The sequence below is a fragment of the Pseudoalteromonas sp. SWYJZ98 genome (assembly GCF_015864495.1).
In the GTDB taxonomy this organism is placed as follows: Bacteria; Pseudomonadota; Gammaproteobacteria; order Enterobacterales; family Alteromonadaceae; genus Pseudoalteromonas; species Pseudoalteromonas distincta.
Genome location: NZ_JADYXA010000031.1, coordinates 17,973 through 43,841 on the forward strand (window position 1 = coordinate 17,973; position 25,869 = coordinate 43,841).

Below are 25,869 nucleotides of genomic sequence, written 5' to 3' on the forward strand. Positions count from 1 at the left end.
AAACTGTTGACTTCATTTTAAGAAAGCGCAAAATATAACTCCAATACATTAAAATCATGATTCGATAACTTAAGGTTATGTAATTTGAGAGGCACGATGAACTTGCATGCACTTCGGGTGTTTTATACGGTAGCAAAGCTTGGTAGTTTTTCAGGCGCAGCCGAGGCGCTTTTTATAAGCCAACCGGCTGTATCTAAAGCGCTAAAAGAGCTTGAGCACCAATTAAATATTCAACTTATAGAGCGTGCATCTAAAGGCAAAAAACTTACCTTAAGCGAGGGCGGCCAAGCCTTGTATGATCATGCACGTAGCATTTTTGCCATTGAAAAAGCCGCCATTGAAGATATTAAATCGCGTACAGGGCTTAAGCGTGGCACGCTCGTTATAGGCACTAGTACAACCATTGCCAGCTATTGGCTACCGCCCTATTTAGCTAAATTTTGCGCGCAGTACCCAGATATAAAAGTAGAAGTACAAGTTGCCAATACCGCGCAAATTGAGCTTGCCTTACTAGAATGCACTATAGATTTAGCACTGGTTGAAGGCACACCAACCGAGCCGCATATTATAAGTAAGCACTGGCAAAACGATTTAATGAGTGTTGTTATACCTAGTAACTTTAAGCCCACTAAAAACTTAAAAGCATGGTTAAACGAGCAGTTTTGGCTACTGCGCGAGCCAGGCTCTGGCACTTTAGATGTGTCGGTTAAGTTATTAGCAGAGCATGGCGTGCAAGCAGAGCAAAGTATGCAATTAGGCAGCAACGAAGCCATAGCAAGGGCCGTCGCTCAAGGTATGGGGGTCGCTTTATTGCCAAATGTAGTTACTGAGGATTTAGTGCAACTAGGCAAATTAACACGCTTGAGCCAAAAAAATAACGAGCAACTCTCTCGGCCACTTTATCAATTACACTATAAGGACAGACCCTCTTCACACGCTGCACAAGCGTTTGAAAAAAGCCTGTTTAGTGATCGCAATCTGTAAGTAGTAAGGCACTAGTAGCAAATTTACATAAAGTTTAATCTTTTAAGTCAAAATTTGAGCCCTTTAGTCTTTCTAATGCCTATTAGCTAAGTTAAAACTCACTTGTGTCACGTGATACACCTTTCATGCTTTACTATTAAATTAAAATAATTTTTAAACATGTGTTCAAAGCTGGTATCCTTAAATCCACATCAAAATAGTAGCCGTCTTCTAAAACTTTCAAACTCTCTAAATCATTGCAAATGCGCTCAAGAATCAGATGTTTATATTTTGGCGTTATATTTTTTATTTCATCCAGAGTGAGCCCTTCGGCATCAAAATTCACAACAACTCTTAAACTGGTACCTGAATAACCATGCCTTACAAAACTAATTCGGCTATCAATTGATGAAAAAAAAGTGCTGAAGTGGTTTTTATCTTCCTCGTATTCCCATTGAGAAGCATCCCCCCAGATCAAGACAAAAATAGCACCAAAAACAGCTGCAGATACATACAATTTGTTGGCATTTATCATAAACCACAATTGAACTTTTTCAGTTCGCATTAATTTCCTAAGTCACATAACTTTTAAGTAAAAGACTAATAATCAAAACCAAAGTCTTGCTCATTCACATGTGTGGGTAATATAACTAGGGTTAAGAAAAATATCTTGATGCTACACCAATGCCGATAAGTAAAATAATTAATAAAACCCAATACCTTTTTGAATCATCTAAATTTTCACCGCAGACTGGGCAAAATGATGACGCGATTGGAGTCCCGTTAATATTTGTCGTTTTAACAATTGGGGAGGTAATTCCTGATTTACACTTTTCGCACTTCATAAATATCCATATTAATTATAAATAAAATCGCGGGTTGATGCTCACAAAACGCTTACTTAATTGACGTTAAATGACAGGCTATAATTAGCAACAAATCACAGAAAACCAACCTTTATACATCCTTTTAATTGAATTGCCATAACATAAGAATAGACCTTACAAACCCTGAGTTAAGTCTTGCGCTAACGTACCCGTTGGCTTTTCAATTACGCGTACCAACTCTTTGCCATTTTGTTTAACAATAAACGTTGGTGTGTATTGTAAGTCGTGAGCCTGTGCAATGCCTGCATCGTCTTGCTTGTTGTAACCTACGGCCACATAGTCAATGCTTGCAATTTGTACTTTCGATGCATCAATTAACTTAATGAGTTTTGGCACTTCGCGCTCACTATCGTGGCACCACGTTCCAAATAATACAATAAGCTCTTTGCCTTCTAGCTTTTGCATTAGGGCTATATCTTGTGCTGTTGGTGTATACGCTTTGTATTGCTCGTTAAACTTGTCGTAGTCGCTTAGCAGTGCTTGCGTACTTATCTCGCCCGAAAATGGCGCTGTAGCATAGCTTACAAGCGGCATGCTTAAAGCGCACAGTAAAATTAATTGTTTAAACATAAGGTTGCTCTTAATTTAGGTATTAATTTAGGTATTAAACGACTATACCCAATATTGAGTGTGGAGTGAACAACTCAAAACCGTTACTTTTTATCCATAAAAAAGTTAACTTGCGATAAGTTAGTTAAATATTCTCGCCTTACGTCTTTATTCTCAGCTAGCTTGTCTAAATCACCAATTAGGGTAACTAGTTTATTATGAGAATGGCTGCTTGTTTTTTTAAACTCGTCTTGCTTTTCGTCACTCTCAACACGCTCTTTTTTATTCATGTTGTAGCTGTTTTCGTTTTCTTCAAGCCAAATATCGTCAATTAAGCGAATGTTGCTTTTACTAACGGTTTGTTCTTGCATCGCCATTTGCAGCTCGTATTGATTGGTTTGCGGATTAAACTCAAACATTTTTGTATCAACATCAACCTCGTGAGACTGATCGAGCCCCACAAGTTCTTTATTTTTAACGGCGGTGTTTACGTTATAACTCTCTTCTTTGTTGTAGTAATCAGGGCGACTGTATTGATAATCAAAGTGGCTGCTTACATTTTTACTTTGCGTTACACCGCTAAGATCCCCTAATTGGGCTTGTTCAGTTACTTGGCTTAGCTCAATAGTACTTTTAGGCTGATAGTCGCCGTTATCCAGCGCATATGAAAAAGTGGCATAAAAATCAGCGAGCTTAGAAATACTCGCACCCAATGTATTTGGGGCTTTATTACCAAGCCCTTGGTAACGGGCATCGTTTGTAATCATGTTATCAACCAAATCGGCAACCATGGCGCGCCCGTCATTAAAGTGCTGTTCTGCAAGTGACTCCAAATTGCTATAACGCTCAGCAGCCGACGACATACTCGCAAAAGCGCCTTTAAACAATGCAAAACCTTGCTGCATTGCCTCGTCGCCTTTGCGCCCAAATGCCGACTCTTTATCATCTTCAGTACTGTTTACTCGGCTATCTTCTAGGCTTTGATCGAGCGACGCTAAATACTGCTGCATTTGCTGCGTGTCTTTAGCGCCAATGGTTGACATATCAAGTGCAAAATCAATGTCGTTTTGCCCACCTACGGCTTTAAACACAAGTGCTTGCTGGTTTGATGCTTCATCAATGGAATAACTTAAATCAAGCGTGTTCTGGGCAGTATCAAGCGCATCATTTTGCGTTGTTGAAAACGACACATTAAAACCGGCTAACTGTTCACTATTAAAGTCCGCTAAAAAATCTAAGCTCATGTCTGTTTGATTTGGCACTATAAGAGGGTTAAATGAGTTTTCGCTCACTTTAAAAAATTCATCGGCCATTTCGCCAACACCCGCCATAACCTGCGTTAAAGCGCCATGTTCAGCCTCAGATAAATTACCATTAACTTCGTAACTTATGCCAAAGCCATCTATCGCTTCACCTGTTTTTTCGTCATAACCTTGCGATGAGTTAAAGGTAATGTTTATAACATCACCCTCTTTAGTTTTTACCGAGAGCTCAAACAGGTAGTTATCGTCATCCTCGTATTTTGTGCGATTAAGGCTTTCCATGTATGGATTAAGTGAACGCTCAACACGTTGCTGGCTTGAGGCTAAAAACGTTTTTTGCTCATGCCCAAGCTGACCTAAACTCGATAAAATATCGCTGGTATTAGCATAAGCACCCTGAATATTTTTAACCGACGTATTTAATCGCTCAATTAATTGGGTGCTATTTTCGTTTTTTAATAACCCCTCATGCTGAGAGCTTATTACGGTGCGCAGGGCGAGTTCTTCATCGGAGAGTTTATAGTTAAGCATGCTGGGCGTGCTTGAAATAGTAAATAACGAGGTAAGTTGCTGCTTTAAAACGTTCTCTACCTTTTGATTACTAGCTAGTTCTTCATCAAGAGTTTTATTATTTAACTGGCTTAATAACCCATCGGTTATTTTTGACTCGTTAGTTTGTAAATCATTAATAGCTTGAAGGTCGCTACCGGTTAGTAGTGAAGGACTCACAGAGGTTTGGTTAGCGTTATTAACTGATTGGGCAAGTAAAGTGCTTAAATTAGCGTGGCTGCCAAGTGCATTATTAACCATGATTATCCTTAATCGCTAAACCCTATTAAGTAATTTATCGGACGCAGCATTAAAAGCTTTAGCTTAAGGAAACGTTTTTTACCTATTATTTATACAAACAACCCATTAATAAATTAAATAAGCATAAATCTAAATCGAATAAGCGTAGGTCGGATAAGCGCAGCGCCATGCGACAATTCACTATTCTATTCGCTTAACACTTCCATCTGTTTCTTTAATTCTTTTTACTAAAAAGTCGACCGCCGCTTTTACCTTTGGTACTAAATAGCGCTGCTTTTGATACAACAAATAAACCGCCATAGTCGCATTTTGGCTTATAGCTAATTCATGCTCAAACTTAAGCTCTTGCAACTGGCCAGACTCAAGATATGAAGCCAGTGCCCATCGAGTTGACATTAAAATACCTTCCCCGTTACATGCTTTTTTGGCAAGCCACGACCCGTTATTTGAAATAGCGACCGCAGGCCCAGAAACTTCATGCCATTGATCATCTACTTTACATAACCACGGCGTTGGCCCTGAAGGCGTTTTAAAATAAAGCCCATTATGGTGCTTTAATTCCATGGCGTTACTTGGCACTCCGTGTTTTTGTAAATAGCAGGGCGACGCCACAGGGATAAAACCATTATCCATAAGTTTTATTGCTATCACGCGCTCATTGGGTGCATAACCACCACGAATAGCAATATCAACATCGTCACGGCCAAGTGTCGACAGCTCATCGCTTAAGCTTACATCGAGTATTATTTCGGGGTATAACGCGCTAAGCTCATCAAGCAGCGGCATGAGTATTTTGTCGCCAAAACCTACCATGCAACTTATAGATAAACGCCCCTTTGGGGTTGTTTGGTAACTGCGTACAGTTTCGTGGCTTTGCTCAAGCTGGCTCACTATTTTTTGTACATCACTGTAGTAAATTTGCCCTACTTCGGTCAGCTTAACTATGCGGGTTGAGCGTTTTAAAAGCGTAGCCCCTAGGCTTTTTTCTAAATCGGCAACTCGCCTCGACAAAGACGAAGGCGGCACACCAAATGCTTTTGCGGCTTTGGTAAAACTGCCCGTTTCAACCACTTTAATAAAATACCGTATGGCTTTTAGTTGATCCAAGTCGCTTCTCCACTAAATAAAATCCTTTATTGTCTTAAAGACAAAAGTGATTCGCATTTTCCCTTATATATAAGCAAATTAAAACAAGTAATAATAGGTTCAACTTAAACACGGTGACCAAAATTGCATTATTTGGCAATGAGTATCCTCACGTTAATAATGGAAAGCTGACTTATGATTACTTTGCACGGTTTTGCTGCTAGCAACTATTACAACCTAGTTAAACATGTACTTTTACACAAACAACTGCCATTTAAAGAACACCTTGTTTACGGCGGTAGTGAAGAGTTACTAGCTATAAACCCTATGGGAAAAGTACCGGCTATTACCACCGCTGATGGGCTAAATATTGCAGAGTCGAGCGTTATCTGCGACTACCTTGAAGAAACTTACCCAAGCAACACGCTATACCCTGAAGATTCAGCCGAGCGTGCTTTTGTTCGCCAAATTATGAAAATAAGTGAGCTTTATTTTGAACTGCCAAGCAGGCGGTTTATCCCTTATGTATTTTCAGGCGCTGAAGTAACCGACACAACTAAAGCCGAAGTACGCCAAGTATTAACGCGTGGTGTAACCGCTTTGAGTAGCGTGTGTAAGTTTTCACCTTGGATTGCAGGCGAGCAATTTACAATGGCAGACATTTACGTTTATTACGTAAACACCATAGTTAGCGCCTTTGGCTCAAGCCAGCTTGATTGGGATGTACTTGCACAAGTACCCGGCATGAAAGAGTGGAACGAATCAATGAGCCAATTAGCCATTACCCAAGGCATAGAGGCCGATCGCCAATCAAATATGGCTGAATTTATGCAAAAAGTGAAAGCGCAAATTCAAGCAGCAAACGCTAAATAACGCGTAGCTATAAAAGTATCTATTCTAAATTTCAATTACTAACTCAGTATCGCCAATACAATAATGTTATTGGCTTAACAAATTTAATTCCTTGCAGGAGACACCTATGACAGATAAAAACATCCAACTTACTTCAACTATCAGCGAAGACAATAAACTAACACTTGCCTTAAAAAACATCGAGATGCCAAAGCCAAATGCCGATGAAGTAGTTATTCGTATTGAAGCTGCACCATTAAATCCATCAGACTTAGGCGTTTTATTCAGCGCAGCTGATATGTCTACTGCAAAACAATCGGGTACTGATGAAAACCCAGTAATTACTGCTGATGTTCCAGCTCAATTTATGCCATCACTTAAAACACGTGTTGGTAAAGCAACACAAGTAGGTAATGAAGGTGCAGGCACCGTAGTAGCAGCAGGCTCATCACAAGCCGCACAAGCATTAATGGGTAAAACCGTTGCAGTAATTGGCGGCGGTACGTATCGTCAATTTATATGTGCCAATGTACAAAGTTGCTTAGAGCTAAAAGAAGGGACTACCGCTAAAGAAGGTGCATCATCTTTTGTTAACCCACTTACCGCACTAGCAATGGTAGAAACCATGCACGCTGAAGGTCATAAAGCTATTATTCACGCGGCTGCAGCTTCTAACCTTGGCCAAATGCTAAACCGTATTTGTATTGCTGATGGCGTTGATTTAATTAATATTGTTCGTAAACCAGAACAAGAAAAATTACTGCGCGATATGGGTGCAAAATACATTATTAACTCAAGCAGCGACACTTTTCTTGCTGACCTAACAGCTGCAATAATCGAAACCGGTGCAACTATAGCGTTCGACCCTATTGGTGGCGGCCAACTTACAAGTGACATTCTTAACTGTATGGAAGTTGCAGCTGCGCGCGATATGAAAGAGCACACAATTTATGGCTCTGATACATTCAAACAAGTGTACATTTATGGCGCACTAGACCGCGGCCCTATTACATTAAACCGTAACTTTGGTTTTGCGTGGGGTGTAAACGGGTTCTTATTATTTAATGCCTTAGGTAAATTAGGCACAGATACAGTAATAAAAATGCGCAAACGTATTGCAGACGAAATCACCACAACATTTGCGAGTAACTACACGCACGAAGTGTCACTAACTGAGGTATTACATTTACAGTCAATTGCGGCTTATTCCAAACAAGCAACAGGCGAAAAGTACTTGATTAAACCTCAAGCTTAATTAAATAGGTTTAAGTAAGTATTAAAGACCGCAGCGCTAAGCACTGTGGTTTTTAAATATAAAAGCAGATGCTAATTAGGTATCTGCTTTTTTATTTGGTCGTTGTAAAAGCGAGCTCGGAGTATTTACTTTGGCTAATAAATTACAATCGTGGATTTCTATGACTTTTACTAAATAGCACTTATCAAACTGGCTAATCGCTAACGTTCATTCTTATTCTCTGTCTTGTAAACGCCCCTAATAAATTAAATACTTCTGTTGTTAATAATCAGTAGGTTCTCATTTATCGGTGTTGCTATTTTTTTGGCGATGACTTTAATCCAAACTTTAAACTACATTCAGACTTGAGTTCTATCTCTTGTTCTAGAGCTGACCATGTAATCCCAAACCTAGAACAAAAAGATCATTTTTGATCAAACCAACTTAACGCGTATTTTTTATACCATAAGAGTCATAATTCTGTAACTTTGATCCGCGATAATCTCTATCCGATAAATGAATACACTCAAGAAGATTAAGTAAGATGAGTACACCTTTAGTGCAACTAACATTTGCACAGCAATCATTTGATGATTCTATGTCTGCGGCGATGAGCCACGCTATGGAATATGAAAAGCTATCGCTAAAAGCCAATGCTGCGCATAACATTACGCTGCAGTGTGTGTTGCCTGATGGCGCAAATGAGAGCGATGTTATTTCACTAAGTGCAACGCAGCCCAGTGCCCGTGGAGCGCAGTATTTTACTGAAAAAACGCTGAGCAATGCGGACCTTGAATCTGGTACTGTAAATCTTACTTTAAGTAACATTACACAAAGCCAATGTTTTGTAGTGCAAATGATGCTGCACGGAAAAAACACGACTTTAAAAGAAAGCCAGCAACTCGATGTGTACATTAAAGCATTTGAGCAAGGCTATATTCCTGAGCAAATAAAAACTGAACATACCAAGTCACAGGGCGTTCGTAGCTACTTTGCAAGTATGGGCTCTACGTTTTTATCGCTGTTTTAGTACTGACAGCACTTGAATTACGCGACTTAGAAGTTATTAGTCTGCAAAACTCACTTTACCCATAGTGACCCCAGCAATACCCTGCGCAGTATTATTTAGGTGCTGCTGCTCACCTGCTAGGCATTCGTTTGCTAAAATAGCAAATAACACAGCCTCTTTTGCATCGGGATTTATACCTAAATCGTCGGTATTTTTAAAAGCCTTAATACGTGGGCAAAGCGCTGTAAGTTGCGCCATTAGTAATGGATTATGAATACCCCCACCACTTGCATACACCACACAATTTTGTTCGCGCTCTGCACACTCGTTTAATGCATTTGCTATAGCTGTTGCAGTAAAGGTATTTAAGGTGGCCATTACATCTTCATGGCTTAAATGGTGTGTATTTGTAAGCTGCTGTGCGGCGTTTAAATACGCTAAGTTAAATACCTCAGGCCCTGTAGTTTTAGGCATTTGAAGTTTAAAAAATGCGTTATTACACAATGCATTCAATAATGATGTATTTACCTTGCCTGCTTTTGCTATTTTTGCGTCATCGTCATAATGCATATCTTTAAAATATTGCTGTACGTAGGCATCCATAATGGTATTACCTGGGCCAATATCGGAGCTAAATACGACGCTGGCATCGCCGCTTTTGGGTAAAAATGTTAGGTTAGCTATGCCGCCCATATTTAGCAAAACCCGACTCTCAGCAGCGCTCGAAAAATACAAATAATCGCCATACACAGCAAGTGGTGCACCCTCGCCTCCTGCGGCTATGTGTTTTTGTCTAAAATCACCAATGGTAGTAATGCCGGTAGTAACGGCTATTTGGTCGCTATCGCCAATTTGTAAGGTGCCATTAGTAAAGCTTTTGTGGTTATGCTGCGACTGCGGGCAGTGGTAAATGGTTTGCCCGTGGCTTGCTATTACATCAATACTTGCTGGGTTTATATTCCACTTAGCTAAGCACTGATTAACCATATTGCCATGGAGTTTACCTACCCACGGGTGCAGTAAAGTTACAAGCTCTAAATCACACTCTCTTTTGGCAAATACCTGCTTTATTTTAGTTTTATAATCGTCGTTGTAGTCAACGGTGGTAAAATTTAAAACCTCAATGTGTGTATTTAAGCCTGCGCCCGTTACTTTACACAGTGCAACATCAAGCCCGTCCAACGAGGTGCCGCTCATTAAACCAATAATTAAACGGCTTGGTTTATGGGCGCTGTTATAAAGCGCTTTAATGTGAGGGTGCATAGTGGCATCTAAAATAGGTGTAATATTTTGCTTATATTAGAGGACTTTAAAACAAAGTAATAGCCGTAAAGCGTTTAATTTAGGTTCTGATTGTTTAACTCTTAAATGATTGTTAAGTTAGTGTGCATACTAAAAATTTATGAAAAAATATGATCACCCTCAGAGAGTTTAAAGCCCAAGACGCGCCTTTTATTATTAACACCTTAAATGATGAACAGGTAACGCGTTATTTATCGTCAAAAATTCCGTTTCCGTATACGCAAGCCGATGCTGAGTGGTGGATAAGCCAAGGCTCAAAAAACGGCATTATTAAGGCCATTGTTGTAAATGGGCAATTTGCGGGCTGTATTGGTATAACTCCCGGCGAATTTGAATACAGCCACAATGGCGAAATTGGTTATTGGCTTAATAAAGCCTATTGGGGGCAAGGTATTATTACTCTCGCTATTGAACTTATATGCAATGAAGCGTTTGCAAGCTCACACTTAAACAGAATTTTTGGTGCCGTGTTTGCTGGTAATACCGGCTCTATGAAAGCACTTACTAAGAGCGGCTTTGAGCAAGAGGCTGTGCTTAAACAGGCCATTTATAAAAACGGGGTATTTTACAACAATCATATATTTAGTAAGCTCAAAGCAGACTAATTACTCTAATTAAATTTGCGCAAAGGTTGAATTATCAACCACCCGCCCAAAACTCCTTTATTAAGGTACGCATTGTACATATTCATACTGCTTAGCCGCGCATTATTGTTTAGCTGAACACGATTTTTAAAGCGTAAACATTCGGTAAGTAGTTTATTTATATTAATAGGAGATCTTTTATGTCTACGACTAGTCGCCAACTTACTCTTGAATCACGCCCTAATGGCGCTCCAACAGATGAAAACTTTAAATTAAAAACGGTAGAGCTTCCTGCATTAAAAGACGGCGAAGTTTTACTACGTACTATATACCTATCGCTAGACCCGTACATGCGTGGTCGTATGAGCGATGCTAAGTCGTACGCTGACCCAGTTAATATTGGTGATGTAATGGTTGGCGCAACAGTGTGCCAAGTAGAAGAGTCTAAAAACGATAAGTTTAACGAAGGCGAATGGGTACTTGCCTACACAGGTTGGCAAGACTACGCCATTACCGACGGCGAAGGCTTAATGCAGTTAGGTAAAGAGCCTGCAAACCCTTCATACGCATTAGGTATTATGGGTATGCCTGGCTTTACTGCTTACATGGGTTTACTTGATATTGGCCAACCTAAAGAAGGCGAAACCGTAGTTGTTGCAGCAGCAACAGGCCCAGTGGGCGCAACGGTTGGTCAAATAGCTAAAATTAAAGGCTGTAAAGTAGTGGGTGTTGCTGGTGGTAGCGAAAAATGTGCACATGCCGTTGAAAAACTAGGGTTTGATGCCTGTATTGATCACAAAGCTGATGACTTTGCAGAGCAGTTAGAAAAAGCCTGTGATAAAGGCATTGATGTTTACTACGAAAATGTGGGCGGTAAAGTATTCGACGCCGTATTACCATTACTAAATACCGCAGCGCGCGTACCATTGTGTGGTTTAGTATCGCAATATAACGCAACTAGCTTGCCAGAAGGCCCAGACCGTTTAGGTATGCTAATGGGTCAATTGCTTACTAAGCGTATTAAAATGCAAGGTTTTATCATTTTTGATGATTACGGCGACCGTTACGACGAGTTTGCACAAGACATGCAAAAATGGCTAGAAGACGGAAAAATTCAATACCGTGAGCACATGGTAGAAGGCATCGAAAATACAGTAGGCGCGTTCAACGATATGATATGCGGTAAAAACTTTGGTAAAACTGTGGTTAAAATTAATAACCCACTTTAATTTTATACGGCTTGTAAGGCAAAGCCCTTACAAGCCACAAAAGGACTGACATGATTAAACTACACCATTTAAATAAATCCCGTTCTAAACGTATAATTTGGCTTTTAGAAGAGCTAGATGTTGACTACGAAATTGTGGCTTATCAGCGTAATAAAGACACCTTCCTAGCACCTGACGAACTAAAGCATATTCATCAACTTGGCAAGTCACCGGTAATTGAAGATGGCGGTTTAATTATTGCTGAATCAGGCGCTATTACCGACTACCTTATTACTAAATACGGCAACGGTAAATTTGCTCCAAAAGTAGATACCGCTGAATATGTTGACTACCAGCAATGGCTGCACTTTGCAGAAAGCTCAGCAATTTTACCGCTTTTACTTAAAATGTTTGTACTAAAAGACGGCGCTAAAACACAGTTTTTAGAAGGCTATGCCGACGCTGAAACAGCCAAAGTAATTAGCTACTTTAACGACCGCCTAGAAGGTAAACGTTATTTAGTGGGCGATACCCTAACGGGCGCTGACTTTATGATGTCGTTTATTGTTGAAATAGTTAAAAACTCAGGTCAATTAGCGCACTTTAAAAACCTTGTTAAATACGACGAGCAATTGCAAAGCCATGAGAAGTTTCATACAGCTAATGAGCTAGAAGCAAAGTACGACTAAACCTTTATATAATATTTTATATAACACTAGGGGCATTTAGCCCCTTTTTTAATACCTGTAAAATATGTCCCGCCAAAGTTACGCTTGTAAACTAAATTAACAATCACCTACCTTATTGCTAATAATACTTTAATTAATAAGGCATAATGCTGCTATTGTTTAAGTATTTTCACTAATAATACAAGCTGCTCTTGCGCGTATTGACTCACACTTGGGATCAACCATGACCATAAACATGCGTTTAACGACCGGCTTTGGCGTAATTTTATCAATGATGATTATTTTAACCATTATTGGAATTTCGCGCGTTAGCCTTATTAATAATAATATTACCCACATGACCGACGTAAATTCGGTAAAGCAACGTTACGCAATTAACTTCAGAGGCAGCGTACACGACAGAGCAATAGCTGTGCGCGACGTAGTGCTAATTACCGAGCAAAGCAGTTTAAGTACCGTGTTAAATAACATACGAGAGCTAAACGCATTTTACCAAACGTCAAGCCGCGCTATGGCTAAGCTAATGGGTGATATGGATAGTGAAGAGCGCGCTTTAATTAATAAAATAAATCAAATAGAGCAGCGCACTCAGCCTTTCATTCAAGGTGTAATAAACGCTAAAAATGCAGGAAACCTAAACGAAGCTAAACGCATTTTATTAACCGATGCGCGCCCTGCGTTTACTCAGTGGCTAAATGTTATAAACCAATTTATAAACCTGCAAGAGCAAGCAAATCAAACCACTACTATTGATACTCTCGATATTGCCAGTTCATTTGAAATTTGGATGATTTCGCTCACCACGCTTGCAATTTTAATAGGTGCAAGCGTTGCGTATGTTATTAGCCAACTGATCAGAAAGTCAGTAGGTGGCGAACCACAAGAAGCCGCCGAAGTAATTGCCCTTATTGCCCAAGGCGATTTAAGAGGTGATGTACAGTCGTGTTGCCCAAATAGCATGATGGCTTCTGTAGGGGTGATGCAATCTAAATTAAAAGCCATTGTAGATAGCATTATTAACTCATCTGAAGAGCTTTCTACTCACTCTGCAAGCGTAGCGTCTGGCTCGCAGCAAGCACTTAGTGCCGCTGACGCACAAGTAACCTATACAAACTCGGCAGTAAGCAGCTTAGAAGAAATGAGCCGCAGTATTAATGCTGTTGCAGGCTCTGTTAAACAAACAGAAGATAACTCAAAAATAACTGCACAACTATCGCAGCAAGGTAGTATTGCAGTGCAAAAAGTAGCGGCCGAAATTGAGCAAATTTCTGTAACCGTAAAAGCCACGGTTACCCAAGTAAACGTGCTGCAAGAGCATGTAAAACACATTGGCGATATTTTAAGTGTGATCCGCAGTATTTCTGATCAAACAAACTTGCTTGCACTAAATGCGGCAATAGAAGCTGCAAGAGCAGGCGAAACAGGCCGAGGTTTTGCTGTTGTAGCTGACGAGGTAAGGCAACTTGCCCAGCGTACAGGTGATGCAACAGGCGATATTGAAAAGATGATTTTGCAAGTACAAGAAAACACGCAAGCGTCGGTAACAGCTATGGAAACCACAGTACCGCAAGTAGAAAATGGCCTAACGCTTACTCACGAAGCAAACGAGTTACTGCATCAAATACAGCAACAAGCTAACGACTCATTAAGTAACGTGCTTGAAATTGTTGAATCAACATCAAACCAAGTAGCCACCGTGGCGCAAATTAGTACCGGCGTAGAAGAAATTGCCAGTATGTCCAAAGAAACCAGCATGTCGCTTAACAGTAACGCACAAGAAGCTGTTGCATTAGCTGACCTTTCAAACACGCTTAAAAAGTATATTAGCTACTTTAAAGTTTAATTTTTTATAGTAAGCAATAAACAAAGGGGCTTTTAAGCCCCTTTGATGTTTATGTACATTAATAATAGCGGACTATATACCCGCTAAATCGCGCTCGGTAATACACTCGTCTGAGGCCATTTCAAACTCGCGGCAAACTAATGGGCGGTTTTCGTAAATAGAGCACATAAGCGTATTGCGGTCGAGTGCTTGGCACCAACCGTCGTCAGCGCGTTTCATTACTTCGCTGCCCCATTTATCGTATTCAATGTAGTTAAAAGGCACGCCGGTGTCGGTTACTATGCGCACTTCTAATTGGCAACAACAGGCTTGGCAGTTAGCACACGTAACAGGCTCTGGGGTAGTAGAAATATTTTCAACAGGAATAACAATATGAGGCATAGTGGCTTACTTTTTTGAATAAGCCACTAGGATACAGTAACTAATTTAACGCGCTAGTAGTTTTGCTTTAATATCGCTGTAACGCATTTGCTCGCACAGTGCAAAACCACTCAATTGGCGCACTTTATTACGCGCAAATAATGGCACACTCATCCCCGCTAAAAAGCGGCATTGGGTTTCAATACCCACATTGTGATTACCTTTATCTGCCATATGCGCTAAAAACTCATCCACCTTTTGATAAATAAGTTGCTCGTCAATATATGCAGGCTCTATAGAGTATTCAAGCTTAACCGCATGACCTCTACACACACTACAATGCCCACATTGCTGTGGTGCATTTTGATCGTCAAAATAGCGCGCTAAGTTATAGCTTAAGCAACTTTGTAGCTTAAAAAAGCGTACAAGTGCAGCAATACGTTTAATTTCGGCTTGTTCTTTATCACTAAAGTAGTCGTGTAGTTGCTGGGCAAGTTCTGGGTTATTTATAACCTCGCTATGCACTTTGTATACTTGGGTAATACGTTTGGTTTCGAGCGTTATTAGGTTTTTTTCGGCTAGGTAATCAAGGGCTGCCACTACGCGTTTTCGATCAACCTGCGCGGCTTGCGTAAGGGAGTCAAAATTTAGCGTGCCCCATATTTTTTTAAAATCGGTATGGCTAAATATTTGTGTTAAAAATGCTTGGCGTTGCTGGTCAAACTGACTTAGTAGCTCGTTTTTATCAACCAAAAATTTGTACTTAAAATCAGCGTAGTAGGCATATTGCGGCGTTATAGCGCCTTGCATTTCAAGCTGTACGAGTAAGGTTTTAAGTGCCAGTTGCCTAATATTACTTTCGCTTGAAAGACTGTATTCTTGCATTTCCCATTGCTGGTGGCTTTGGCGAATATCGTTAATTACGTATTCAATACCGCTAAGCTCAGGGGTGTCGCCATATACAAAGTTTTCAACCGTATTTAGTCCATCCAAATTGGCAAGGGTGTAGCAGTTTGATGAATTGCCATCGCGCCCTGCTCGGCCAATTTCTTGGCTATAGTTTTCAATCGATTTTGGTAAATCGTAATGTATAACAAAACGAATATCTGACTTATCAACACCCATACCAAAGGCTATGGTTGCCACCACTACGTTAATTTTACCCGCCATAAAGTCATCTTGAATTTGCCAGCGTAGCGTATCTTCAAGCCCCGCATGATACGCCACCGCGTGCACACCTTGTGCACTTAGCACATTAGCAACTTGCTCGGCGCTTTGCTGTAGCGTTACATACACAATACCAGGGCCATTTTGCGCGCGCACAATGTTGGTAAGCTCGGTATTTTTATCGGCGGTTTTAACGCTCAACACACTTAAATCTAAATTGGCGCGATAAAAGCCCGTTTGCACAATACACTCAGGCGATATAGCAAATCGCTCTGCCATATCGCGTTTAACTTTTTTAGTCGCCGTTGCCGTAAGCAGCAATACTAAAGGAATATTAAGCTCTTCGCGGTAACGCGGTAGTTTAAGGTAGTCGGGTCTAAAGTTATGGCCCCATTCAGATATACAGTGCGCTTCGTCTACCACTAACATCGAAAGCTTAACCTGGCTTATAAACTCTCTAAAACGCTCGTTTTTAAAGCGCTCAACCGACACCATTAATACTTTAATTTTACCATTTCGCACATCATTCATTACGGTGCTGCTTTGCATTTGATCTTGGCTCGAATCAAGGCTTGCCGCGTAAATACCTTTGCTATTTAAAAAGCTAATTTGATCTTTCATCAATGCAAGCAAAGGCGAAACCACCAAGGTTAAATTTGGTAAATGCAATGCAGTTAATTGATAGCACAACGATTTACCAGAGCCGGTCGGAAATATAGCCAACGACGATTGACCATTTAAAAGCTGCTCTATAGTTTGTTGTTGCCCTGTTCTAAATTGACTAAAACCAAAGTGCTGCTCAAGTGATTGAATTAGTGGCGTGGTCATAAATGTCCTTTTCGGTGTATTTAACAGCAATTTAACTGCACAGCTAAACTATAAGAAAGTGAGTATAACTTATATGCCTTTATTCAGCATTTTTTGCTGACATCACCTTTATTTAAGCGCAAAATAGAGCACTATAAAATGAGTAGTAACTGCTTGTTGCCAAAATAATTTATTGATACCCAAGTCATCTTAAAAAACTAATAAAAATACAGATCACTTGGGTATATTATTTTTGAGGGCAACGTTATGAATATTACTACACCTAAAATCGTCGTTATTGGCGGTGGTGCTGGCGGATTAGAACTCGCAACGCAATTAGGTCATAAATTAGGAAAGAAAAAACAAGCTGAAATTCTACTAATAGATAAAAACCGTACCCACATATGGAAGCCGTTACTGCACGAAGTAGCGACAGGCTCTATTGACCCCGATTTAGATGGCGTTGTGTATTCAGCCCATGCTGCAAAACACCACTATAACTTTCAACTTGGTACTTTTTGCAATATAGATCAAAGCAATAAAACAGTTACCCTTGCACCACTTTTAGACGAGCTAGGCCACACAATTTTACCCGAGCGCACCGTGCGCTACGACCACCTAGTAATTGCCATTGGCAGCGTAAGTAACGACTTTAATACCCCAGGTATAAAAGATCACTGCTACTTTTTAGACTCAAACCAACAAGCAGAGCGCTTTCAGCATTCATTACTAGATAGCTTTACACGCCTTCACCAAGACGACAACCAACAGCAATCACTTAATATTGCCATTGTAGGCGGCGGTGCTACCGGTGTTGAGCTCTCAGCTGAGCTTTATCATGTGTCTGAGCTATTAAAGCTTTATGGCTTAACAAATATGTCGTCTAAGCGTTTGCATATACATTTAATAGAAGCCGGACCACGTATTTTACCAGCATTACCAGAGCGTATTGCCGTAAGTGCTAAACGCGAGCTATTAAAACTTGGCGTAAACGTGCGCGAGCAAACACAAGTAAAAGAAGGCACCGCACAAGGCTTTATCACCAAAGACGAAGAACACATTGATGCCGATATTATGGTGTGGGCAGCAGGCGTAAAAGCACCTGATTTTATTAAAGACTTAGGTATTTTTGAGCTGACGCGCAGCAACCAAATTCAAGTAAACGAGTTTTTACAAAGCACCGTAGACGAAAGCATTTTTGTATTAGGCGATTGCTGCGCATTTACCCAAGCCGACGGCAAGCAAGTACCACCTCGTGCACAATCGGCGCATCAAATGGCGTTGTGCGTCGAAAAAAATCTCATAGCAACATTAAAGCAGCAACCACTACGCGGCTTTAAATACAGCGACCATGGCTCGCTAGTTAACTTATCGAGCTACAGCACTGTGGGTAACTTAATGGGTAACCTAACCAGCAATACCTTTTTTATTGAAGGTAAAATTGCCCGCTTTATGTATATATCTTTATACCGTATGCACCAACGCGCCATACATGGCAGCGCAAAAACCTTTGCATTATGGATAAGCGAAAAAGTGTTGCGTGTAGTGCGTCCTAAAATGAAATTGCACTAATCTATATATACTAAATTAAAGACAGTGAGCGTTATCACTGTCTTTAATTTTTAACATTGTCTGTGTAGAGTATTTAAAACAACTAAGGGAATTGGGTTATGACGGGTAAAACGCTAATTTTTAACTTTGACGGCACAGGAAACGAGCCCCGTGACGCAGAACAATTTAGCTCAGATCATTTTAAAGAAGACTCTAATATTACCAACATTCTAAAACTGCATTTACTGCTTGGCGGTAAATTAGAAGACTCCCCCATTACTCCTTTTGCTAACCAACTCAGTTTTTATTATCAAGGTATTGGCACTAAAGGCAGCCGCCTTAAACGCATTTTAAACCAAACCCTTGCACCTCGTGGTGACGACGTAGCCAGTATTTTAAATCAAGCGTTAAGCGACTTTAAAGCTCACTATCAATTAGGCGATACCATACTGCTAACGGGCTTTAGCCGAGGCGCTGCGCTTGCCAGACGTTTTGCTAAATGTTTAGAGCCCTTAATAAGCAACAACGTGTATGTATGTGTGTTTGATACCGTCGCCTCTATTGGCTTGTCAAAAGTAAGTAAAGCTACACGCGGCGCAGAACACGTTATTTTTGAAAACCACACCATTGCCAACAACATTACTCACGCGCTGCACTGCGTAGCCCTTGACGAAAAACGCCGCGCCTTTGAACCCACACTCATGAACCATCAAAACAATATTACCGAGCTATGGTTTGCAGGTGCGCATTCAGACATTGGCGGTGGTTACTACCGCGATGGCCTAGCCGATATTAGCTTGCGCTATGCACTTGAGTGGTTAATAGAACAACCGCTTAATATATCGTTACTCACTAGCCACGACATAGATTACGAAACCCTACTCCCCGATAGCAACTTAGTAGCACAAGATGACGTAACCGTAACGCCCGATCCGCTCGCATTAAGTCACCAACAAAATTACTTTTGGTTTAACCCGTTTTTTAAATTAGTAGATAGAGAGTGCTATGTATTAATTGATGACGAAGCCAGCAACCTTGAGCCCTTAGTACACTACAGCGTAGCCGAACGTATTAATAAGCTAACCAGTTACCGCCCAGAATCGCTTAAAAAACTGCATTACAAAATTAGCTATAACGACAACACCACACTTAGCTTTATTGGTTTAAGCCAACATATAGAACTGGCTAATCAAAACATGAGTGTGCTGAGCATTAACCAAAGCCAAGATGTAATGGTATTTGCCTCTGAGCAATACAACGCAACAGGCCTCATGCTAGAGCAAGGCGCTACGTATCGCTTTACCCCATATCCAAATCAATACTGGTTTGACGATGGCATAAAGTGCACGCCATTAGGCTGGAACCGCGACAACGTACAACTTGGCGTAAAAGAAATCCCAATGGCCGTACTCGAACCATTTAGACGATTCCCTCGCGCACAATGGTTTTCACTCATTGGTGCTATTAATAAAAACGACGACCACCTTTTTGAAATAGCTAACGGCGCCGATATTAAAATAGATAAATCAGGCGAATTTTGTCCATTTGCAAACGACCTAAGCCGCTTTTATGGCGCTAATGCCGGTAAAATAAAAGTGAAAGTAACGCGGTTGGAATAAGAGGAAACCGAAGCTTTTAAATTGTAGGCTGGAATTTACATCGCGCTTTGGCTTTATAAAAACACCATGCGAGGTATAAAACCTCACCTACAACAACTCAAACACCACACTCAACAAACCCGTAGGTGCGATTTTACATCGCGCTTAGCTCTTTAGTAACGGCTCATAACTCCCAATCAACGCTACAAAGCCCGCCTAAACACCTGTAGGCGCAAAGCTTGCTCGCGCGAAAAGCGAAGCTTTTAAACCGTAGGTGCGATTTTACATCGCGCTTTGGCTTTATAAAAACACCATGCGAGGTATAAAACCTCACCTACAACAATTAAACCACTGCACTGAACAAACCCGTAGGTGCGATTTTACATCGCGCTTTGGCATTATAAAAAACACCATGCGAGGTATAAAACCTCACCTACAATAATTCAAACACCACAAAGCCCGCCTAAACACCTGTAGGCGCACAGCTTGCTCGCGCGAAAAGCGAAGCTTTTAAATTAAATAAAACAAATATCAGTTTTAATGTTCACTATAAAACTGACAGGTTATTATTACTGTTTTTATCAATGGTTACTTTTCGTGGCAAATGAAGTTATACAAAAAATAATTGAGTATTTACATCAAAACACCGACATTGATGTAGTTTGGCTATATGGCTCCCATGCAAAAGGGACAGCTCAGCCTCATAGTGACATTGACTTAGCCATAGCATTTAAAAACTTTGATCTGGAATCGTTCGATAAGCGCCTTAGGCCAAAAGAGCTTGAGCTTGAAATAAGTAATGCACTTAATCTTAACGAACAACTTATTTCGATTGTTGATATAAATATTATTCCAAGTTATTTAGCTTTCAACGTTATTGAATATGGAAAAATAATTATAAGCAATAATAGTGTTAGAGCGATGAAAGAGCAGCAGCGTATATATAGCCAGTTCGAATTTGAAACCATAGCGAGTAAACATGACTGATACCGGAATTACACTTTATTTAAGTGAAGTAACACGCCATATTGACGAATATATGCAAGAACTCGACGAACTCAGTCAAATCGATTCACTTAATAGTAGAGACTACCGAGCTGCAGAGCGATTACTACAGTTAATGACCGCGGTGTGTATTGGTTTATCAAAGCATTGGCTAAAGCAGCACAAAAGTAGTACCAGTAGCAACGCCTATCAAACATTTAGCGAACTTACTAATTTGGGCTTTTTGAGCGAGGCAGAACTACTGTCATGGCGTAAAATTATAGGCTTACGAAATGCTCTTGTTCACGATTACTTAAATATAGACCAAAGTATCGTTAAAACAATCATTAAAAAGCAACACTACACAACTATGCACGCATTTAGTATTAAAGCGATTACAGAGCTAAACAAAGATTCATAGATAAAACCTCACCTACAATAATTAAACCACCGCACTGAACAAAACCGTAGGTGCGATTTTACATCGCGCTTTGTTCTTATAAAAACACCCGCGAGGTATAAAACCTCCCCTACAACAATTCAAATACCTATTCGCCTCACACAATGAGGCAAATAACATGTGTAATTGCCTCATTAGGCAATTTTGTAACGTGTACTACGCCCACCTGCGGCGGTTTTTGTTAAAAATCCAAGCGTTTGCAAGTCCGATAAATGGCGTGTTGCGGTTGCACGGCTAACCTTAGCTACCTTTTGATACTGACTCGCACTGATACCCTGTTCAAATTGGCCATCAAGTAACTTATTAAGCACTTTTACTTGCTGCTCACCTAGCTTTGTTTGATCTTTACTTGCCCAGTAATTGGTTTTAAAAATTGTTTGCTCAATATTATTAAGCGTATGGTGTATCGCATTATTAAGCGTACATAAAAACCATTTAACCCACTTTGTAATACAAAGATCTCCACGTTGAGTGGCTTCAAGCACCTCGTAGTAGCTTTTTCTGTCTTCTAAAATAGCCACCGACATAGCGTAAAACCGAATTGACTCAGCATGTTCTTGCGCTAATGCCAGGTCGGTTATAAGGCGTGTAATACGCCCATTACCATCCTCAAGTGGATGTATTGTTACAAACCATAAGTGTGCAATAGCTGCCCGAATAAAAGGATCTATTTGAGGTTCGTTTTGCGTTTTGTTAAACCAGTTAAAAAATAGCGAAAGCTCTTTATTTACTCGCTCTTTAGGAGGCGCCGTAAAATGTAATACCGGTTTATCTAAGCGCCCCGACACCACTTGCATTGGCTCTTCACCACGCAATTGCCCGCCCTCAATTTTAGTAAATAAGCTTTGCTCACCTGCAAACAATAAGCGATGCCAATTAAGCACTCGCTCTAAATTAAGCGGTGAGTCTGTGTTATTTATTGCATCAAGCATAATCTCTGCAAGATTATCGCTTTGCACTGTTGTTGGGTAAGGTTGCTCATTAATATTTAGCTTTTTAGCAAGAGAAGAGCGAACCGAAAATGCATTAAGCTTTTCGCCCTCAATCGCACTGGAGTGAATAATATTTGCAAGTAAGGTATCAAGGGCCTGCTGCTTTTGATGAGCAGTTTGCACGCCCATACGCCCTACTAATAAACCTTGATTATATGAAAGCTCCCTTAGTAAAGGAGCAAGCGCCGCATCATCCCACGTAAAGTTTGGCCAGTTTTGCTGTTGCCATATCCACATAGTCTTTAGTCCTAAAGATAATTAGCTTCAGTCTATGTTATTTATTTGCCTCATGCAATGAGGCGAATATAAGAGTTAATTGCCTCATTACTTTTAAGCGCTACATTGAACAGTAATTCATTTTTCAATGGTAAAAACAATCCATTTTTAAGCGAGGTATAAAACCTCACCTACATTAATGTAAACACCACTCTTAACAAAAGCGTAGGGGCGATTTCATATCGCGCTTTGGCTTTTAAATAAGGACAAGCTAAACACCTGTAGGCGCTCAGCTTGCTCGCGCGAAAAGCGAAGCTTTTAAATTGTAAGCCGGAATTTATATCGCGCTTTTAATTTTAATTTGTAAATATCGCGTTGATGCTGACAACCAAAATATGAATTACTTACTCAAAATACGTGTATTTATTTTCTGAAATTTAAATAAATGCATCCATATTTGGTAGTTGTATTATTTGCTCACTCAGCTTATTTGCAGCTTTATTAATTATTTTTATGCACAAATCAATGTGTGCTAATTCAGCAGTAGACAAGTTATTTTTAACAGCAGAAACTTTAGCTGTATCAATTGCAGCTAATACAGAGTCAACGGTTTGACTCATAAGTAGTTGCATCCGTGGTAGTGAAATAGCAAATTCATCAGCAAAATCAGCTAACATATAAGCTGTAATCTCATTAGTAAAATTGCCTGCACTTTGCGAATTATGCTCACCCACTGACATAGCATAACACCTTGATATTTTGGGCTGTAAATAGCCCATATCACGGTCAATGCTTCCCTGCTCAATAATAGCCTCTATATTTACCAAGTCGTAAAACGGCGTAAGCTCTAAACCATTTTTACCAACAAAAAAACTAATGTTTTTGCCATGAGCATCGTAATTACGTACTAAAATATTAAATGTCATCCAACGAATAAGCTGAGCCTCATACGCTTGTACATTCGTTGTTTTAACATTAAAGAGTTTTGCAAAAGAAACGCCATCTCGAATATAAATACCATCCCCATCATCACCATGCTGACGCTCATATTTATAAGAAGGAGGTAAATTAGTGGCTTGGCAACCATCAATAATATGACGACGTAATACACGGCTTTGATCTTGTGTAACGCGCCTATCAAAGCGATCTATTACAAACACTCTTACATCTGCGTAAGTGCGCAACTCAACATGGGGAACATTGAGCCCCGACTCTTTTGCCAAAAGCATGGTAAAAAGTTCATTTACTGCAATAAAAGGAGCGGTACCTGTTTCAAATTTAAAAATTTTATTAGAACATAGTTCCCCTTCACCAAATCCTAATTTACTATCGATTTCGAGTAGGTTTAGTTTGTCTTGAACGCCAGCAACAGAGAGCCGAGTTCGGCCATCCCAATGAGTAATTGGCTCTCCAACTTGTACAAAGCGTTTAAGTTTTTGGCTTAGCTCATCATTAGTTACTTCACGAAAAGATGTTTGCTTTAAAGTACTGTTACTTGCTCTAAACGACAAAGCGCCTGACGTTTCCTCGCCAATTACTTTAATCAAACCAAACGTATTATTTTTAGAGATAGTAGTACTACTTATAATTTCATCAAGACCTTTGCCTTCGGGTAATAAGTTTTGTAAATAATTACGCACAGCACGTGAGTCAAAATCACCATCGAGCGGTAAGTGTGGTGAAATAGCAAAACCCTTATTAATCCACTCAGGCTCATAGGTAAATGTAATTTCATTTTCAGAGCCTATATCAAGGGCTATCGCACCTATCTTCTGCGTATGCCCAATAAATACATCTAAGCTATTTTTTTTAATACCATTGCTCATCGCTCACCTCATCCTTGTTGTTGTGGTGCGACTCGTCATCACTGACAAGGCTAAACGACAACCCCAAGTATTCCATCACTTTGAGTACATTAAAAAACTGCACATTAACATCACCTTTTTCTATTTTTATCAGCGTAGGCTTTGAAATATTAAGTGCTTGCGATACATCAACCAATGTAAGCTTCATGCCAGTTCGCTTTGAAGTAATCGCTTTAGCGAGCCGCACCGACGAAAACGGCTTTGATAGATCAGGCATTTCAGTGCGTTTAACAACTCTTCCAAGTGTTTTTTTTGCTGGTAATTCACTCATTAAAGGTCAACTATAGTTTACTTATACAATTTATTTTAGGGTAGCCCACCCAAAAGTCAAACATAACTTACTTTTAAGTTTGAATGTATATTTACTGCCTATAAGTAAATCCTACTTTACTTATAGGCAGTAAAATAAAACACAACCCCATAAGTAAAACATAAATCACTTATGGAAAGTTAATGACATTTTGAGCTTAATAGCCAAGCTAAACACCTGTAGGCGCTCAGCTTGCTCGCGCGAAAAGCGTAGCTTTTAAAATAATTTACTTATATCGCGTTGGCGATGGCAACCAAGGGGCGGATACCGCCGACCGCCCCTTGGAACCCCACGGCGACCCTCAATTTCACTTATCTTTAAACACTAAATTAAAATGAACGAAAACGCGATGAAAGCACATCCATGTGCAAGCATCGTTTTCCTCGCATTGCCTAAAGGGATTTAGGTACTTGGAATTTGTCGGGAACAAAATTCCGCCATGCGAGGTAATTACTCATTAATTATGTGTTTGCAGGTGAAGTTGAAGGGGGAGTTATCTTAGCAGCGTTCTTAAAATTGGCTGTAGGAGCAAAGCTTGCTCACGCGAAAAGCGTAGCTTTTAAAATAATTTACTTATATCGCGTTGACGATGGCAACCAAAGAGAAGTAACCGCCGACTTCTCTTTGGAATCTCTCGACGCCCCGAGGAGCACACTATTTCCTCAATTTAAATTAATGATATGAACGTAACCATCGTAGATAGGCCATCCTTGGCCAAACTACGCTTTTAACAGCATCCATGCTGTTAATTACTCATCATTAATTAAATTTCGGATGTGATCACGGGGGGATGTCTTAGCTGTAGCGTTTAAGCTAAATTTGTCGATGGACTTAGAGTTAGGTATATTAAATTTATACATAATTTGAGTAACTTAAATGGCTTACGAGTGAAGGAGTTGTAGGATAGCCGAAGTTATCAAAAGATACTCACCCTGTCAGGTAAGATTTCTTTAACTAATTTCTCAGCACTATCAACCTTAGTTGATTTATTTAAACAATAAAATGCTACAACTAAAGAGATAACTGCTATCACTAAGGAAAAAAACAAATAAGAAATAAATAACGTAGAATTAGAATAAAAATAAAGATTACTAATTGAAACACTAAGCGCTAAAAATGAAAAAAGTAAATATAATCCAAAGTATTTCAATCTTTCTACGAGAGGGCGTTCAGAATTCTGTGTCAGCCTAAATTGCTAAATATCTAGCACACCATCTAATCTACCTTCGAAGTGGATGGCCAATTGCGACAATGTCAGATTCCAGTTATGGATTGGCATTG

General features: G+C 40.0%; 22 protein-coding genes. 12 read left to right on the forward strand and 10 right to left on the reverse strand.

Annotated elements, in window-relative coordinates; translation table 11 throughout:
* Window positions 1-96: 96 nt before the first annotated feature.
* Window positions 97-984, forward strand: coding sequence for a LysR family transcriptional regulator (locus I6F10_RS15140; protein ID WP_165744170.1), 888 nt, complete (start codon window positions 97-99; stop codon window positions 982-984).
* A 136-nt stretch (window positions 985-1,120) separates the two neighbouring features.
* Here I6F10_RS15140 and I6F10_RS15145 read toward each other — a convergent pair whose 3' ends face one another.
* The 4 genes from I6F10_RS15145 to I6F10_RS15160 form a co-directional block, all read right to left on the reverse strand.
* Complete coding sequence (locus tag I6F10_RS15145) at window positions 1,121-1,528, reverse strand: hypothetical protein (protein WP_231619979.1); 408 nt, start codon at window positions 1,526-1,528, stop codon at window positions 1,121-1,123.
* 436 nt (window positions 1,529-1,964) lie between these two features.
* Window positions 1,965-2,420 (reverse strand): thioredoxin family protein, encoded by a 456-nt coding sequence (locus I6F10_RS15150; RefSeq protein ID WP_165744171.1) that lies wholly within the window; start codon window positions 2,418-2,420, stop codon window positions 1,965-1,967.
* An 83-nt stretch (window positions 2,421-2,503) separates the two neighbouring features.
* Window positions 2,504-4,471, reverse strand: a complete 1,968-nt coding sequence (locus tag I6F10_RS15155) for a hypothetical protein (RefSeq protein ID WP_165744172.1) — start codon at window positions 4,469-4,471, stop codon at window positions 2,504-2,506.
* Between the two features lie 180 nt (window positions 4,472-4,651).
* The gene (locus I6F10_RS15160) at window positions 4,652-5,578 is read right to left on the reverse strand and encodes a LysR family transcriptional regulator (RefSeq protein WP_165744173.1); all 927 of its coding nucleotides are present in this window, start codon (window positions 5,576-5,578) and stop codon (window positions 4,652-4,654) included.
* Window positions 5,579-5,752: 174 nt separating this feature from the next.
* On the opposite strand from I6F10_RS15160, the gene I6F10_RS15165 reads away from it, so the two are divergent.
* The 3 genes from I6F10_RS15165 to I6F10_RS15175 all read left to right on the forward strand — a co-directional run bounded on the left by I6F10_RS15165 (window position 5,753) and on the right by I6F10_RS15175 (window position 8,673).
* Window positions 5,753-6,430, forward strand: a complete 678-nt coding sequence (locus I6F10_RS15165) for a glutathione S-transferase family protein (RefSeq protein WP_165744174.1) — start codon at window positions 5,753-5,755, stop codon at window positions 6,428-6,430.
* Between the two features lie 106 nt (window positions 6,431-6,536).
* The gene (locus I6F10_RS15170) at window positions 6,537-7,664 is read left to right on the forward strand and encodes a zinc-binding dehydrogenase (protein WP_165744175.1); all 1,128 of its coding nucleotides are present in this window, start codon (window positions 6,537-6,539) and stop codon (window positions 7,662-7,664) included.
* Window positions 7,665-8,187: 523 nt separating this feature from the next.
* A complete protein-coding gene (locus I6F10_RS15175; protein WP_165722883.1) occupies window positions 8,188-8,673 on the forward strand; it encodes a hypothetical protein in 486 nt (161 codons plus the stop codon).
* 36 nt (window positions 8,674-8,709) lie between these two features.
* Here the strand turns inward: I6F10_RS15175 and I6F10_RS15180 are convergent, their stop codons facing one another.
* Complete coding sequence (locus tag I6F10_RS15180) at window positions 8,710-9,915, reverse strand: anhydro-N-acetylmuramic acid kinase (protein ID WP_197099082.1); 1,206 nt, start codon at window positions 9,913-9,915, stop codon at window positions 8,710-8,712.
* Between the two features lie 149 nt (window positions 9,916-10,064).
* Between I6F10_RS15180 and I6F10_RS15185 the strand changes: the two genes are divergently transcribed.
* The 4 genes from I6F10_RS15185 to I6F10_RS15200 all read left to right on the forward strand — a co-directional run bounded on the left by I6F10_RS15185 (window position 10,065) and on the right by I6F10_RS15200 (window position 14,278).
* A complete protein-coding gene (locus I6F10_RS15185; protein WP_197099083.1) occupies window positions 10,065-10,559 on the forward strand; it encodes a GNAT family N-acetyltransferase in 495 nt (164 codons plus the stop codon).
* A 179-nt stretch (window positions 10,560-10,738) separates the two neighbouring features.
* The gene (locus I6F10_RS15190) at window positions 10,739-11,767 is read left to right on the forward strand and encodes an NADP-dependent oxidoreductase (RefSeq protein WP_039488777.1); all 1,029 of its coding nucleotides are present in this window, start codon (window positions 10,739-10,741) and stop codon (window positions 11,765-11,767) included.
* A 50-nt stretch (window positions 11,768-11,817) separates the two neighbouring features.
* Window positions 11,818-12,435, forward strand: coding sequence for a glutathione S-transferase family protein (locus I6F10_RS15195; RefSeq protein ID WP_024597791.1), 618 nt, complete (start codon window positions 11,818-11,820; stop codon window positions 12,433-12,435).
* Between the two features lie 223 nt (window positions 12,436-12,658).
* Complete coding sequence (locus tag I6F10_RS15200; protein WP_197099084.1) at window positions 12,659-14,278, forward strand: methyl-accepting chemotaxis protein; 1,620 nt, start codon at window positions 12,659-12,661, stop codon at window positions 14,276-14,278.
* Between the two features lie 72 nt (window positions 14,279-14,350).
* On the opposite strand, the gene I6F10_RS15205 is transcribed toward I6F10_RS15200, so the two are convergent.
* Entirely contained in the window at window positions 14,351-14,659 is a 309-nt protein-coding gene (locus tag I6F10_RS15205) for a YkgJ family cysteine cluster protein (RefSeq protein ID WP_002962790.1), read from the reverse strand.
* Window positions 14,660-14,704: 45 nt separating this feature from the next.
* Complete coding sequence (locus tag I6F10_RS15210) at window positions 14,705-16,633, reverse strand: RecQ family ATP-dependent DNA helicase (RefSeq protein ID WP_197099085.1); 1,929 nt, start codon at window positions 16,631-16,633, stop codon at window positions 14,705-14,707.
* 246 nt (window positions 16,634-16,879) lie between these two features.
* On the opposite strand from I6F10_RS15210, the gene I6F10_RS15215 reads away from it, so the two are divergent.
* The 4 genes from I6F10_RS15215 to hepT all read left to right on the forward strand — a co-directional run bounded on the left by I6F10_RS15215 (window position 16,880) and on the right by hepT (window position 21,166).
* Complete coding sequence (locus I6F10_RS15215; protein WP_182711912.1) at window positions 16,880-18,184, forward strand: NAD(P)/FAD-dependent oxidoreductase; 1,305 nt, start codon at window positions 16,880-16,882, stop codon at window positions 18,182-18,184.
* 98 nt (window positions 18,185-18,282) lie between these two features.
* Window positions 18,283-19,782, forward strand: a complete 1,500-nt coding sequence (locus tag I6F10_RS15220) for a phospholipase effector Tle1 domain-containing protein (RefSeq protein ID WP_197099086.1) — start codon at window positions 18,283-18,285, stop codon at window positions 19,780-19,782.
* 576 nt (window positions 19,783-20,358) lie between these two features.
* A complete protein-coding gene (mntA, locus tag I6F10_RS15225; RefSeq protein WP_002962075.1) occupies window positions 20,359-20,748 on the forward strand; it encodes a type VII toxin-antitoxin system MntA family adenylyltransferase antitoxin in 390 nt (129 codons plus the stop codon).
* Window positions 20,741-21,166 (forward strand): type VII toxin-antitoxin system HepT family RNase toxin, encoded by a 426-nt coding sequence (hepT, locus tag I6F10_RS15230; protein ID WP_182754223.1) that lies wholly within the window; start codon window positions 20,741-20,743, stop codon window positions 21,164-21,166. Before mntA ends, hepT begins: the two co-directional genes overlap by 8 nt.
* A 173-nt stretch (window positions 21,167-21,339) precedes the next feature.
* On the opposite strand, the gene I6F10_RS15235 is transcribed toward hepT, so the two are convergent.
* The 3 genes from I6F10_RS15235 to I6F10_RS15245 all read right to left on the reverse strand — a co-directional run bounded on the left by I6F10_RS15235 (window position 21,340) and on the right by I6F10_RS15245 (window position 24,549).
* Entirely contained in the window at window positions 21,340-22,434 is a 1,095-nt protein-coding gene (locus I6F10_RS15235; RefSeq protein ID WP_197099087.1) for a Fic family protein, read from the reverse strand.
* Window positions 22,435-22,850: 416 nt separating this feature from the next.
* Window positions 22,851-24,239 (reverse strand): HipA domain-containing protein, encoded by a 1,389-nt coding sequence (locus tag I6F10_RS15240; protein WP_197099088.1) that lies wholly within the window; start codon window positions 24,237-24,239, stop codon window positions 22,851-22,853.
* The gene (locus I6F10_RS15245; RefSeq protein ID WP_029753647.1) at window positions 24,223-24,549 is read right to left on the reverse strand and encodes a helix-turn-helix domain-containing protein; all 327 of its coding nucleotides are present in this window, start codon (window positions 24,547-24,549) and stop codon (window positions 24,223-24,225) included. Before I6F10_RS15245 ends, I6F10_RS15240 begins: the two co-directional genes overlap by 17 nt.
* Window positions 24,550-25,869 lie beyond the last annotated feature (1,320 nt).

Bases quoted from the DNA above. Each gene is read 5' to 3' on its own strand.
- I6F10_RS15190 (WP_039488777.1), top strand. From the start codon at position 10,739: ATGTCTACGACTAGTCGCCAACTTACTCTTGAATCACGCCCTAATGGC.
- I6F10_RS15210 (WP_197099085.1), bottom strand. From the start codon at position 16,633: ATGACCACGCCACTAATTCAATCACTTGAGCAGCACTTTGGTTTTAGT.
- I6F10_RS15235 (WP_197099087.1), bottom strand. From the start codon at position 22,434: ATGTGGATATGGCAACAGCAAAACTGGCCAAACTTTACGTGGGATGAT.
- I6F10_RS15145 (WP_231619979.1), bottom strand. From the start codon at position 1,528: ATGCGAACTGAAAAAGTTCAATTGTGGTTTATGATAAATGCCAACAAA.
- I6F10_RS15240 (WP_197099088.1), bottom strand. From the start codon at position 24,239: ATGAGCAATGGTATTAAAAAAAATAGCTTAGATGTATTTATTGGGCAT.
- I6F10_RS15165 (WP_165744174.1), top strand. From the start codon at position 5,753: ATGATTACTTTGCACGGTTTTGCTGCTAGCAACTATTACAACCTAGTT.
- I6F10_RS15245 (WP_029753647.1), bottom strand. From the start codon at position 24,549: ATGAGTGAATTACCAGCAAAAAAAACACTTGGAAGAGTTGTTAAACGC.
- I6F10_RS15170 (WP_165744175.1), top strand. From the start codon at position 6,537: ATGACAGATAAAAACATCCAACTTACTTCAACTATCAGCGAAGACAAT.
- I6F10_RS15195 (WP_024597791.1), top strand. From the start codon at position 11,818: ATGATTAAACTACACCATTTAAATAAATCCCGTTCTAAACGTATAATT.
- I6F10_RS15180 (WP_197099082.1), bottom strand. From the start codon at position 9,915: ATGCACCCTCACATTAAAGCGCTTTATAACAGCGCCCATAAACCAAGC.
- I6F10_RS15175 (WP_165722883.1), top strand. From the start codon at position 8,188: ATGAGTACACCTTTAGTGCAACTAACATTTGCACAGCAATCATTTGAT.
- I6F10_RS15215 (WP_182711912.1), top strand. From the start codon at position 16,880: ATGAATATTACTACACCTAAAATCGTCGTTATTGGCGGTGGTGCTGGC.
- I6F10_RS15140 (WP_165744170.1), top strand. From the start codon at position 97: ATGAACTTGCATGCACTTCGGGTGTTTTATACGGTAGCAAAGCTTGGT.
- I6F10_RS15220 (WP_197099086.1), top strand. From the start codon at position 18,283: ATGACGGGTAAAACGCTAATTTTTAACTTTGACGGCACAGGAAACGAG.
- I6F10_RS15200 (WP_197099084.1), top strand. From the start codon at position 12,659: ATGACCATAAACATGCGTTTAACGACCGGCTTTGGCGTAATTTTATCA.
- I6F10_RS15155 (WP_165744172.1), bottom strand. From the start codon at position 4,471: ATGGTTAATAATGCACTTGGCAGCCACGCTAATTTAAGCACTTTACTT.
- I6F10_RS15150 (WP_165744171.1), bottom strand. From the start codon at position 2,420: ATGTTTAAACAATTAATTTTACTGTGCGCTTTAAGCATGCCGCTTGTA.
- hepT (WP_182754223.1), top strand. From the start codon at position 20,741: ATGACTGATACCGGAATTACACTTTATTTAAGTGAAGTAACACGCCAT.
- I6F10_RS15185 (WP_197099083.1), top strand. From the start codon at position 10,065: ATGATCACCCTCAGAGAGTTTAAAGCCCAAGACGCGCCTTTTATTATT.
- I6F10_RS15205 (WP_002962790.1), bottom strand. From the start codon at position 14,659: ATGCCTCATATTGTTATTCCTGTTGAAAATATTTCTACTACCCCAGAG.